At 65.2% G+C, this 11,732-nt stretch carries 10 protein-coding genes and 1 pseudogene; 8 read left to right on the forward strand and 3 right to left on the reverse strand.

The genetic code is table 11. The features are described from left to right. Positions 1 to 298: 298 nt before the first annotated feature. Positions 299 to 1,465, forward strand: a complete 1,167-nt coding sequence (locus ACIA8C_RS26295) for an MFS transporter (protein ID WP_397139616.1) — start codon at positions 299 to 301, stop codon at positions 1,463 to 1,465. 52 nt (positions 1,466 to 1,517) lie between these two features. Beyond that, positions 1,518 to 2,162, forward strand: a complete 645-nt coding sequence (locus ACIA8C_RS26300) for a TetR/AcrR family transcriptional regulator (RefSeq protein ID WP_397139111.1) — start codon at positions 1,518 to 1,520, stop codon at positions 2,160 to 2,162. A 6-nt stretch (positions 2,163 to 2,168) separates the two neighbouring features. Here ACIA8C_RS26300 and ACIA8C_RS26305 read toward each other — a convergent pair whose 3' ends face one another. Beyond that, entirely contained in the window at positions 2,169 to 3,821 is a 1,653-nt protein-coding gene (locus ACIA8C_RS26305) for a purine-cytosine permease family protein (protein ID WP_397139113.1), read from the reverse strand. 389 nt (positions 3,822 to 4,210) lie between these two features. Between ACIA8C_RS26305 and ACIA8C_RS26310 the strand changes: the two genes are divergently transcribed. The 6 genes from ACIA8C_RS26310 (at position 4,211) to ACIA8C_RS26335 (ending at position 10,046) form a co-directional block, all read left to right on the forward strand. Continuing rightward, complete coding sequence (locus ACIA8C_RS26310; RefSeq protein ID WP_397139115.1) at positions 4,211 to 5,416, forward strand: lipid-transfer protein; 1,206 nt, start codon at positions 4,211 to 4,213, stop codon at positions 5,414 to 5,416. A 43-nt stretch (positions 5,417 to 5,459) separates the two neighbouring features. Then, positions 5,460 to 5,897: an SRPBCC family protein gene (locus ACIA8C_RS26315; RefSeq protein WP_397139117.1), complete on the forward strand. Its 438-nt coding sequence runs from the start codon at positions 5,460 to 5,462 to the stop codon at positions 5,895 to 5,897. 37 nt (positions 5,898 to 5,934) lie between these two features. Next, positions 5,935 to 6,813, forward strand: coding sequence for a MaoC/PaaZ C-terminal domain-containing protein (locus tag ACIA8C_RS26320; protein WP_397139119.1), 879 nt, complete (start codon positions 5,935 to 5,937; stop codon positions 6,811 to 6,813). Positions 6,814 to 6,900: 87 nt separating this feature from the next. Further along, on the forward strand, positions 6,901 to 7,779 hold the full coding sequence (locus ACIA8C_RS26325; protein ID WP_375902922.1) for an SDR family oxidoreductase: 879 nt from the start codon (positions 6,901 to 6,903) through the stop codon (positions 7,777 to 7,779). Between the two features lie 28 nt (positions 7,780 to 7,807). Then, positions 7,808 to 9,067: an acyl-CoA dehydrogenase family protein gene (locus ACIA8C_RS26330; RefSeq protein ID WP_397139121.1), complete on the forward strand. Its 1,260-nt coding sequence runs from the start codon at positions 7,808 to 7,810 to the stop codon at positions 9,065 to 9,067. Between the two features lie 124 nt (positions 9,068 to 9,191). Beyond that, the gene (locus tag ACIA8C_RS26335; protein ID WP_397139123.1) at positions 9,192 to 10,046 is read left to right on the forward strand and encodes an alpha/beta fold hydrolase; all 855 of its coding nucleotides are present in this window, start codon (positions 9,192 to 9,194) and stop codon (positions 10,044 to 10,046) included. Positions 10,047 to 10,053: 7 nt separating this feature from the next. Here ACIA8C_RS26335 and ACIA8C_RS26340 read toward each other — a convergent pair whose 3' ends face one another. Continuing rightward, positions 10,054 to 10,893, reverse strand: a complete 840-nt coding sequence (locus ACIA8C_RS26340; RefSeq protein ID WP_397139125.1) for an SDR family NAD(P)-dependent oxidoreductase — start codon at positions 10,891 to 10,893, stop codon at positions 10,054 to 10,056. 150 nt (positions 10,894 to 11,043) lie between these two features. Next, a pseudogene (locus ACIA8C_RS26345) lies at positions 11,044 to 11,732 on the reverse strand (hypothetical protein); the annotation flags it as partial.

The following is an 11,732-nucleotide window of genomic DNA, read 5'->3' on the forward strand; positions in this document are numbered from 1 at the left end:
AGCGAATCCGAGGCAGGGATGACGCTGACCACATCCGGTCGTACGGTCGTCCGGGTCGGGTGGGGTACGCGGTTGTTTCCGAATGGAATTTGCCAGGTGGCGGGGCATGACGTGTCCCTATTGCGCATTTTTACATTCTGACCTGCACGTTTTCGTCATTGTTAGCGTGTCTCAACTCACGTTTACTGGGGAAGCGAAACCGCCTGTTGGGGCGTTTCATGGATACGTGACCACACCACTCGCCGCCCAGGCCCCCGCACGCCCCGAGCCTGCGCGGACGACTTGGCATATGCCTGCCATGCTCGCGCTGGCGCTCGGTGGATTCGGTATCGGCACAACAGAATTCGTCACCATGGGTTTGCTGCCGGATATCGCGCATGCCATGAATGTTTCCGAGCCGACCGCGGGGCACGCGGTCTCGGCGTACGCACTCGGCGTGGTGATCGGCGCGCCGGTGATCGCCGCCCTGTGCGCGCGGGTCTCCCGCAAGAAGCTGCTCATCGCGTTGATGGCGGCGTTCACGCTGGGCAACGTGGCGACCGTACTCGCGCCGACCTTCCAGACCCTGGTGCTCGCCCGGTTCGTCTCCGGCCTGCCGCACGGCGCGTATTTCGGCGTCGCCTCGCTGGCCGCCGCCACGCTTGCCCCGGTGGGTCAGCGCGCGAAGGCGGTTGCCGCGGTTATGCTCGGGTTGAGCGCCGCCAATGTTGTCGGCGTTCCCGCAGCCACCTGGCTCGGCCAGCATCTCGGCTGGCGCGACGCCTACGTGGTGGTCGCGGTGATCGGGCTGGCGACGGTAGCCGCACTGATCCGCTTCGTGCCGGAGCTCACCGGCATCACCATGACCAACCCGATGACCGAACTCGGCGCGCTGCGCCGCCCCCAGGTGTTGCTCACCCTGCTGGTCGGCGCGATCGGCTTCGGCGGCATGTTCGCCGTCTACACCTACATCACCACCACGCTCACCAGCGTCGCCGGCATGTCGGCCGGGCTGGTGCCGATCGTGCTGATGCTGTTCGGCGTCGGCATGGTGGTCGGCAATATCGTCGGCGGCGTGCTTGCCGACCGCGGCGTCGACCGGGCGATCTACGCCTCGATGATCGGCATGGCCGTTATCCTGGCGATATTCGTTGCGGCGGCCCACAATCCGTACACCGCCGCGGTCGGCGCGTTCCTGGTCGGCGCGACCGGCGCGTCGCTGGCGCCCGGACTGCAGACCCGGCTGATGGACGTGGCGCACGAGGCGCAGACCCTGGCCGCCGCGCTGAACCACGCCGCGCTGAACATCGCCAACGCCGCGGGTGCGTGGCTCGGCGGTGCCGTGATCGCGGCCGGGCTCGGTTACACCGCGCCCGCCATGGTCGGCGCCGGACTCGCCGTGGTCGGCGTGGCGCTGTTCGCGATCACCGTCTTCGCCGCCCGTCGCGACGCTCGCCTGGTCGCGGCCGCGGCGCTGGTCGCCTGACGGCACGCTCCATCTGAACATACAGAGCTGTATGTAAGTGTAGAATCGCCGGATGGCCAGGATCGAAGTCGCGAAACCACAGCGCCGCACCCAGGAGCAACGCAGCACCGAGATGCGCACCCGGCTGCTCGACGCGACCATCGACTGTCTGGTCGAGTACGGCTACGCGGGCACCACGACGCCGCGGGTCGCCGAGCGCGCGGGCGTAACCCGTGGCGCCCAGGTGCATCACTTCGGTTCGAAGACCGACCTGGTAGTCGCCGCCATCAGCCACCTGGCGCAACTGCGCGCCGAGACCGCGATGCGGGAGATGGCCAAGGTCGAGCGCGGCGACGATCCCGTCGCCGCCGCGCTCGAATTCCTGTGGGAGCTGCACCAGGGCCCGCTGTTCATCGCGACCGTAGAACTGTGGGTCGCCGGCCGCACCGATCCGGTGCTGGCCGCCGCGATGGAAAAAGTCGAGCCGTTCGTCAACAACGCCGTCCTGATGGCCGTCGCCCGCTTCGTCCCCGACGAAATCCGCCGCAAAGAGGCCCGCGACTTCATCTACACCGCCATGGACGCGCTACGCGGCATCCTCATCTCCAACTTCGTCGACCCGGACAACGAACGCGCCCAACGCCGCTGGCGCCGCGCCACCGCCCACCTCCGCAACATCGCCGAAGCCGCACTCGCCGACGTACGCGCGGCCGAGTGACCGGGTTCAACGCTGTTGCGGGAGGAGGTGTTGGCCCGCCTTGTCGGTGGAGAGGGCGAGGGAGCTGATGTACTGGATCTCGCCTTCGGGTCCGGGAATCGCCGAGGCGATCATGTCGGGGCGTTCGAATTCCAGGCCGGTGACGTGGCAGGTCAGGGTTTCGCCGGACGGGTTGCCGTGCTCATCGAACATCGGCAGGTCGATGCCGTCGTCGGTGCGGCGCAGGTAGTACTTGCCCTTGGTGGCGACCGCGGTGAGCGGGGTGGCGACGAGGGCGACCACCAGCGCGACGATGGGGGAGTACGGCTTCAGTAGCTCACCGAAGACGCCGAAGAACGTCATGATCGACAGCACCGCGGCGAGACCGAACCCGACCAAGCCGACGGGATTGAAGTCGTAGAGCATGCCGCGGCGGAACTCCGGCTGCTTCGGCGAGATCTTCAGCAGGTACTTGTTGACCGCGATATCCGTTGCGACGGTGACGATCCAGGCGATGCCGCAGTTGGCGTAGAAGCCGAGGATGTTGTTGAGGAAGTCGAACATGTTGGCTTCCATCAGGATCAGCGCGATCACCAGGTTCACGGCGAGGAAGATCAGCCGGCCCGGGTAGGACTTGGTGACCCGGGTGTAGGAGTTGGTCCAGGCCAGCGACCCCGAGTATGCGTTCGTGACATTGATTTTGATCTGACTGATCACCACGAGCACCACGGCCAGCGTCATCGCCAGCCAGCCCGGCACCATGTCGCGGTAGATCTCCAGGAACTGGTGCACCGGCTGATTCGCGATGCCCTGCGCGGCAGGCAGATTCGCGATCAGATACACCGCGAGGAACAGGCCGACCACCTGCTTGAGCGCACCGAAGACCACCCAGCCCGGTCCGGCAAGCAGCATCCAGCCCCACCACTTGCGCGCGTTCTCCGGCGTGCGCGGCGGCATGAAGCGCAGGTAATCGATCTGCTCGGCGATCTGCGCGATCAGCGAAAGACACACGCCCGCGGCCAGCAGCGTGCCGGAAACGCTTACCCCGGAACCGTTCTCGCCGCCGTAGGCGAAGAACGACGACACCGAATCCGGATGCCGCACCAGCAGGAACCCGAACGGCAGCACCATCAGCAACAGCCACAGCGGCGTCGTCCAGACCTGCAGTTTGGCCAGCGTGTTCATGCCGTAGATGACCAACGGGAAGATCAGTAGCGTCGAGGCCAGGTATCCGAGCCACAGCGGTACGCCAAGGCCGAGTTCCAGCCCCTGGGCCATGATCGAGCCCTCCAGCGCGAAAAAGATGAAGGTGAACGAGGCGAACACGACATTGGTAAGCACCGAGCCGTAATAGCCGAATCCGCTACCGCGCGTGATCAAGTCGAGATCGAGGTTGTAGCGTGCCGCGTAATAGGCGAGCGGAAACCCGGTCACCATGATGACGATCGCGAAGAAGCCGATGCCGAGCAGCGCGTTTCCGGTGCCGTGCGCGATGCCGATATTCGCGCCGATGGCGAAGTCGGCCAGGTAGGCGATGCCACCGAGGGCAGAGATCCCGACCACGGCCGGGCTCCATTTTCGATAACTCCGTGGCGCGAACCGGAGGGTGTAGTCCTCGAGTGTTTCCTTCGCTGCGGCGATCCCGTCAGAATTCGACGACCGGGTCTCGAGCTCGACCACGTTAACTCCTCATGCCCACACTGTTGAATGCAACCATTCGACGGTCGTACACGGTTGTGGTCGGGGAATTTCCGAACGATTACGCGGCTGTTACGTCATCAGGCGCAATGAGCTACGTCACAGCAACGGGGTCCACTGTGTTCGCGCCGGAAATTCACTGGGTACCAGCACAAACCGGCAACACATACACCTCCACCTGTATGTCGGCGATTCAGCGCTACCACCGGGCTATTCGATACCCGCAACCTGCGGTAGCGGCAACAACCTTGCGTACTTACATACATCTCTGTATGTTTGTTTTCAGCTGGATCCGGACGGATCGGCCCACCGCTGCCGCGTGCGGGCAGCACCCGGCAGAGCGCGCCGGGCAGACAACCTGAGGGAGTTCGATGGCGAACAAGGTCTACGTCGTCGGCGTCGGCATGACGAAGTTCGAAAAGCCGGGCCGCCGCAAGAACGAAGACGGCACCGATTGGGACTACCCCGATATGGCTCGCGAGTCCGGAACCAAGGCGCTCGCCGACGCGGGCATCGCCTACGACCTGGTCGAGCAGGCCTACGTCGGTTATGTCTACGGCGAATCCACCTCCGGCCAGCGCGCGGTCTACGAGCTCGGCATGACCGGCATCCCGGTGGTCAACGTCAACAACAACTGTTCCACCGGCTCGACCGCGCTTTACCTTGCGGCACAGTCGATTCGAGGCGGACTTGCCGACAGCGCGCTGGCGCTGGGCTTCGAGAAGATGCAGCCCGGCTCGCTCGGCTCCACCTGGGACGACCGCGAGCAGCCGATGGCAAGGCACATCATGGCGCTCGCCGAGATCTCCGAGGTGTTGTTCCCGGTGGCGCCGTGGATGTTCGGCGCCGCAGGCCGCGAGCACATGAAGCAGTACGGCACCACCGCCGAACACTTCGCCAAGATCGGTTACAAGAACCACAAGCACTCGGTGAACAACCCGTATTCGCAGTTCCAGGACGAGTATTCGATGGACGACATCCTCGGCTCGCGGATGATCTACGACCCGCTCACCAAGCTGCAGTGCTCGCCGACCTCCGACGGTTCCGGCGCGGTGATCCTGGCCAGCGAGGCGTTCGTGGACAAGCACAACCTGGCCGCGCAGGCGGTGGAGATCGTCGGCCAGGCGATGACCACCGACTTCACCTCGACCTTCGACGAGACCGCCAAGAACCTGGTCGGCTACGACATGACCGTGCAAGCGGCGCGGCAGGTGTACCGGCAGTCCGGCCTCGGCCCGGCGGACTTCCAGGCCATCGAGCTGCACGACTGCTTCTCGGCGAACGAACTGCTGACCTACGAGGCGCTCGGCCTGTGTGGCGAGGGCGAAGCCGGAAAGCTGATCGACGACAACCAGACCACCTATGGCGGCAAGTGGGTGGTGAACCCCTCCGGCGGCCTGATCTCCAAGGGACATCCGCTCGGCGCAACGGGTTTGGCGCAGTGCTCCGAGCTCACCTGGCAGCTGCGCGGCACCGCCGACAAGCGTCAGGTCGACAACGTCACCGCCTGCCTGCAGCACAACATCGGCCTCGGCGGTGCCGCGGTGGTGACCGCCTACCAGCGCGCCGACCGCTGATTCGCTGAACTCGCACAACGAAATTCGACGAGGAGTTAGCTCAATGGGACACATCGAAGCAACCAAGGACGTCAACGCCACCCCGGAGGCGCTCTGGACGGTCGTCTCCGACCCGAACACCTGGGAGAAGTGGTTCACCATCCACGAGCGCTTCATGGAGGAGCCGCCCGCCGTGCTGACCGAGGGCGCCAAGCTGGTCGCCAAGATTGTGATGCTCGGCATGGCGAACAAGCTGGAGTGGACCGTGGTCTCGGTCCAGCAGCCGACCAAGCTCACCCTCGGCGGCACCGGAATGGCCGGCGTGAAGACCGAATTCACCTTCGACATCCAGCCCAAGGGTGACGGCGGCAGCACCATCGTGGTCTCCGGTGACTTCGAGGGCGCGCTGATCAAGGGCGCGCTCGGCAAGGCGGTCGAGAAAGACGGCCTCAAGCAGCTGGACAAGTCTCTCGAGCAGCTCGACGCCCTGGCATCGGCATGAGCGGCGGGCCAGGTGCTCGTGCCGGAGAGGACACCGCATGACCTCGGAAACCACTACGGCCCGCCTCGTCGAATTCGACGACAGCGGTCTCGAAACCTGGTGTGACGATGAGCGTTTCGAGGTGACCGGCGAGCGCATCGGCGAATACGCCGCAGCCACCAACGATCCGATCGAGGCGCATCTCGCGGGCAAGGTCGCCTCGCCGGTCTTCGCGATCGTCCCCGTCTTCGAGGCGATGATGATGCCGGTGATCGAGGTCGCGCCGATGGACATCTTCGGCCGGGTCCTGCACGGCGAGCAGGACTTCCACTTCCACCGCGCCATCCAGCCGGGCGACCGGCTGGTCTCGCGCGCCAAGGCGACCGGTTACACCAGCCGGTCCAACGGCACGGCCATCACCATCCTCGTCGAATGCCGCACCGAGGCATGGGAATTGGTCAATGAGCAGTACCTGACCGCCTTCTTCCGCAATATCGACGCTGGCAAGACGGTCGGTGCCGCGGCGCCCGCGCACAAGTTCGACGAGAACCTGCGGACACAGCCGCCGGTGGCCGTTGTCCCGCAGCATGTGGACGACGACCAAACCTTCCGATACTCACCGGCTTCCGGCGACCCCGTGCCGCTGCACCTGGACGAGCAAGTGGCAAAGGACGCCGGGCTGCCCGGCATCATCGCGCACGGGCTGTGCACCATGGCGTTCGCGTCGTGGGCGGTGCTGACCGAGGTTGGTGGGTCGGATGTCCACCGGCTGAAGCGGTTTGCGGTGCGCTTCGCCAAGATGGTCTTCCCCGGTGACGATCTGGAGACCCGGATCTGGAAGGTCGGTTCCGCCGACGGCATCACCACCTACGCCTTCGAGACCGTGCGCGGTGAAGATGTCGTCCTCAGCGACGGACTCGCCGAGATCGCGGAGTGACCGTTCGCCGGGACGGTTCCGCCGTCCCGGCGAAGGTCGTTGTCCAGTCGCAACTTTCAGCACAGACTTCACGAAGAGGAGACATCGATGGGTGCACTCGAAGGTCGAGTAGCCATCATCACCGGCGCCGGTCGCGGCATCGGTCGCGAGCACGCGCTGCTGTTCGCCCGTGAGGGCGCGGCCGTGGTCGTCAACGACCTCGGTGGTAGCAATGCGGGCGAGGGCACCGACACCACGCCCGCGCAAGAGGTCGCGAACGAGATCATCGCCGCCGGTGGCACCGCGGTCGCCAACACCGCGAACATCGCTACCTGGGACGGCGCGAAAAACGTGGTCGACCAGGCGATTTCCGAGCTCGGTGGCCTCGATATCGTGGTGAACAACGCGGGCATCCTGCGCGACGCGTTCATCGCGGGCCTGGACGAGGCGCAGTGGGACGCGGTGATCGCCGTGCACCTCAAGGGTCACGCCGCTGTGCTGCACCACGCCGCCGCCTTCTGGAAAGACCAGAGCAAGGCGGGCAATCAACCGAACGCCGCGGTGATCAACACCGCGTCCGCCTCCGGCACCACCGTGCCGAACGCGGGCCAGGCCAATTACGGCGCGGCCAAGGCGGGGATTGCCGCGCTGACCCTGGTCGCGGCCGACGAACTGGCCCGCTACGGCGTGCGCGTCAACGCCATCGCGCCGATCGCGCGCACCAGGCTCACCCTGGCCACGCCCGGCATGGGCGCCATGATGGCGGCCGAGGCCGACGAGGTCGAAGACGGTGAGTTCGACGCCTTCAGCCCCGCCAACATCTCGCCGCTGGTCGCCTACCTCGCCTCGGACAAGTGCCCGATCACCGGCAAGGTGTTCGCGGTGCAGGGCGGTGCCATCTCCGAGCTGGCCGGTTGGCACGATGTGAAGACGATCGAGACCGAGGGACCGTGGCTGATCGACGACATCTCCGCTCGGCTGCCCTGAGCTCGCCGGAACGATAAGGAGAACAACGATGTTCGAATGGTCCGAGACCGATGTGATGATCCGCGATGCCGTGCGGACGTTCATCGACAAGGAGATCCGGCCCAATCTGGATGCGCTGGACAGCGGCGAATTGTCGCCGTACCCGATCATCCGGAAGCTGTTCAGCGAGTTCGGGATCGACGCCATGGGTGGCGAGGCGGTGGACAAGCTGCTCGGCAAACAGCGCGCCAAAGAGGCCGCCATCGCCGCGGGCGAGCCACTGCCGGAGAAGAAGGAAAAGTCCTCCGGCGGTAGCCCGTTCGCCGGGCAGGAATCGCTGATGGCCGTGCTGATCGGCGAACTGTCCGGTGTCTGTATGGGTTTGGTCACCGCGATGGGCGTCAGTATCGGTCTCGGCGCGACCACCATCATGTCGCGCGGCACGCTGGCGCAAAAAGAACGCTGGCTTGCCGACATCGTGACCATGAAAAAGGTTGCGGCATGGGCGATCACGGAGCCGGATTCGGGATCCGACGCGTTCGGCGGCATGAAGACCTACGTCCGACGGGACGGTGACGACTACCTGCTCAACGGCCAGAAGACCTTCATCACCAACGGCCCGTTCGCCGACGTGATGATCGTCTACGCCAAGCTCGACGAGGGCGACGGCGGCGACAAGCGCGAGCGCAAGGTGCTCACCTTCGTCCTCGACAAGGGCATGGAGGGACTCACCCAGGGCAAGCCGTTCAAGAAGATGGGCCTGCACGCCTCGCCAACCGGCGAGCTCTTCTTCGACAATGTCCGCCTCGGCAAGGACCGTCTGCTCGGCGAAACCGAGGAGCACAAGGGCGGCGACGGCAGGGAGAGCGCCAGGTCCAGCTTCACCGCGGAACGCATCGGTGTCGGCTTCATGGCGCTCGGCATCATCAACGAATGTCACCGGCTCTGCCTGGATTACGCGAAGAATCGCAAGCTCTGGGGCCAGGAGATCGGTCGTTTCCAGCTCGTCCAGCTCAAGCTGGCCAAGATGGAAATCGCCAGGATCAACGTGCAGAACATGGTGTTCAACACGCTGGAGCGGGGTCGCGCCGGCAAGCCGCCGACGCTCGCCGAGGCCTCCGCGATGAAGCTCTACGCATCCGAGGCGGCCACCGAGGTTGCCATGGAGGCAGTGCAGCTGTTCGGCGGCAACGGGTACATGACCGAGTATCGCGTGGAACAACTCGCGCGCGACGCCAAGTCGCTGATGATCTACGCGGGCAGCAACGAGATCCAGGTGACGCACATCGCCAAGGGTCTGCTGGCATAACGGTTTTGCGGGGTCCCGGGTGCGCTACAACGGCGTGCGTGCTCGGGATGCCCTGTTCCGCCATCGAAACGCCGCTGGTCCTACGCACCGCGCTGGTGCGAGCTCGCAAAGGGGCAACCGGGCGATGATCACCGAAACCACGGCGCGCTACCACGGCGTCACGACCCGGGTCCTGTCCGTTTCCGGCTCCGGCACCCCGATGCTACTGCTGCACGGTTACGCCGACAGTGCGGACACCTGGCGCGGCGTCCTCGCCGCGCTGGCGGCCGAGGGACGTGCGGCGTTCGCCGTCGACCTCCCGGGCTTCGGCCTCGCGGATCCGCGCGAGCCAGGCCCGCTGACTTCACAGTTCGACAGCTTCGTCGACGCGATCATCGCCGAGCACGGCCCGCTGGCCCTCGTCGGCAATTCGCTCGGCGCCGCCACCGCCTTGCACGCCGCCGCCCGGCATCCGGATGAGGTCACCGCCGTGGTCGCCCTCGACGAGCCACTCCTGGCCCGGCACTGGCTGGCCCGGGTCGGTCGGTTACGTGAATACCGGATGTTCTGCCGCCTCGTTGCCCTGCTGCCCATCCCGACCGCGCTGGTCCGCTGGGGTGTCCGGCGTGCGGTGGCGCTGTTCGTCTACGGACCCGGCGTCCTCGCCGACCCCGAATTCCTCACCACCGCCGTGCGTTCGGTGCCCGATATGGCCGCCGTCGCCGCGCGCGGCCTGGACGCCACCCGCTACGCCCGCGAACATCCCTTGGGTCACGTCGATCTCGTCATCACCTGCCCGGTTCTGGTCGTGCACGGCACCAAGGACCGCATCATCCCGATCTCCGCCGCCCGTGCCTTGCACGCCATGCTGCCCGGCAGCGAGTTCGTCGCCCTTCCCGGCGTCGGCCATTGCCCGCAACTGGACGTCCCCGACGAGGTCTGCCGACTGCTACTGGGCTTTCCGCGATCCGGCAGCAAGCAGACCGGCGTCGCTTCCTGAGTGGCGATTACAGTCCGGGCGGTGGTAACCGAGTGGGGTTGTCGCCGTTGATGATCTGGTTCATCCGGTGTGCTACGTGTCCTTTCCACTCCGGGTGTGTCAGTACATAGAAGCGTTGTTCGTGAATTGCCCGTACCACGTGCTCGCCGATAACTCGCGGACTTGTACCGAGCGCGAATGCTTTCCGGGCGGCTTCGGCATTCCAGCCGTCGGGGCGCGGGCCGACGTCGGGAAACCGATTCGGCCGATTACGCTCGGAATCAAAGATGTTTGTGTCGACCACCCCGGGAAGCAGCACCGATATCCGCGGCTTGAAACCGCCGTCGATGAGCTCGAGATAGACGGTCTCCGACAACGCCAGCACCGCCGACTTCGTCGCACCGTACAGCGACGATCCGCCGACCACCGCGGCAAGTGACGCGGTATTGACGATGTGCGCCGCCTCACCCTGCTCGATCATGATCGGCAGAAAGATGCTGTGGCCGTGCACCACACCCATCAGGTTGACCCCGAGAATCCACTGCCAATCATCCAGCGTGCTGTTCCAACTGGGCCTGCTACCCGCATAGACCCCTGCGTTATTGCATAGAACATGGACGGCCCCATACTTTTCCAGCGTCGCCTCGGCCAGCGTCGTAACATCTTCCGGCGCCGAAACATCCGCCACTACGGCATGCACATCCGCTCCGGCAGTGCGGAATTCGGCTGCGGTCGAATGCAGCGCGGCGACCTCTACATCACTCAGCACCACCCGCATCCCCGCATCGGCGAATGCTTCGGCCATACCCCGGCCGATTCCGCTGGCCGCCCCGGTAACAACAGCGACTTTGCCTCGCAGATCGTCCATTTACCCTCCACCCTGTGCCGGACCAAGACCGGTCAACAGCGTAGAAGCGCAACGCTCCGCAATACATCGCCCCGCAGACCGATGTATTGCGGGTGTCACCCGGGCTAAAATGAAGTGGGACCAGGAAATGTCCCGCGCTTCGAACGCCGACTACCCCTGGCCCTCGAGCGACGCGGGCTGCTGCTTCCTCAGCAGATCGACCACCACATCCAACGTCTGCGAGTTCTGCCGCACCATCACCGCCAACTCGCCCACCTGCCCTTCGAGCCTGGCCACCCGAGCAGGCAATTCCACAAGCTGATCCATCTGTTCCGTCAGGAAATCCACCCGGCCCGTCAGGTGGTCCACTCGTCCGGTCAGGTGATTCATGTGTCCGGTCAGGTTGTCCACGTGCCCGGTGAGGTCGTTCAAGTGTCCGGTCAGGTCATTCACGTGTCCGTTGAGATCGTTCAGGTGTCCCGCCAGGTCATTAACGTGCCCGGTGAGGATGTCTACGCGTCCGGTCAGCCCGTCGACGCGTTCGGCGAGTCCGTCTACGTGTTGTGTGAGTCCGTCGACGCGTCCTGTGAGTCCGCCTACCTGTTCTGCGAGTCCGTCGACGCGTCCTGTGAGTCCGTCTACGTGTTCTGTGAGTCCGTCAACTCGTCCCGCGAGCCCGTCCACTTGCTCAGGCAGCGGTGCAAGACGGTCTACTTGCTCGGTCAGGTAGTTCACCTGGCCCGCAAGCCCATCCACTCGTGCTGGTAGTGGTGCCAGCTGGCTGACTTGCTCCGCCATCTCGTCTACTCGCGGCGTCAGACAGCTCATTTGTTCTGCGAGCTGATCCAGTCGTGCTGGTA

Source organism: Nocardia sp. NPDC051321 (genome assembly GCF_044455225.1).
GTDB lineage: Bacteria > Actinomycetota > Actinomycetes > Mycobacteriales > Mycobacteriaceae > Nocardia.

Excerpts from the sequence above, each read along its gene's own strand:
- ACIA8C_RS26300 (WP_397139111.1), top strand. The coding sequence starts at position 1,518 with ATGGCCAGGATCGAAGTCGCGAAACCACAGCGCCGCACCCAGGAGCAA.
- ACIA8C_RS26310 (WP_397139115.1), top strand. The coding sequence starts at position 4,211 with ATGGCGAACAAGGTCTACGTCGTCGGCGTCGGCATGACGAAGTTCGAA.
- ACIA8C_RS26330 (WP_397139121.1), top strand. The coding sequence starts at position 7,808 with ATGTTCGAATGGTCCGAGACCGATGTGATGATCCGCGATGCCGTGCGG.
- ACIA8C_RS26320 (WP_397139119.1), top strand. The coding sequence starts at position 5,935 with ATGACCTCGGAAACCACTACGGCCCGCCTCGTCGAATTCGACGACAGC.
- ACIA8C_RS26325 (WP_375902922.1), top strand. The coding sequence starts at position 6,901 with ATGGGTGCACTCGAAGGTCGAGTAGCCATCATCACCGGCGCCGGTCGC.
- ACIA8C_RS26335 (WP_397139123.1), top strand. The coding sequence starts at position 9,192 with ATGATCACCGAAACCACGGCGCGCTACCACGGCGTCACGACCCGGGTC.
- ACIA8C_RS26315 (WP_397139117.1), top strand. The coding sequence starts at position 5,460 with ATGGGACACATCGAAGCAACCAAGGACGTCAACGCCACCCCGGAGGCG.
- ACIA8C_RS26340 (WP_397139125.1), bottom strand. The coding sequence starts at position 10,893 with ATGGACGATCTGCGAGGCAAAGTCGCTGTTGTTACCGGGGCGGCCAGC.
- ACIA8C_RS26295 (WP_397139616.1), top strand. The coding sequence starts at position 299 with ATGCTCGCGCTGGCGCTCGGTGGATTCGGTATCGGCACAACAGAATTC.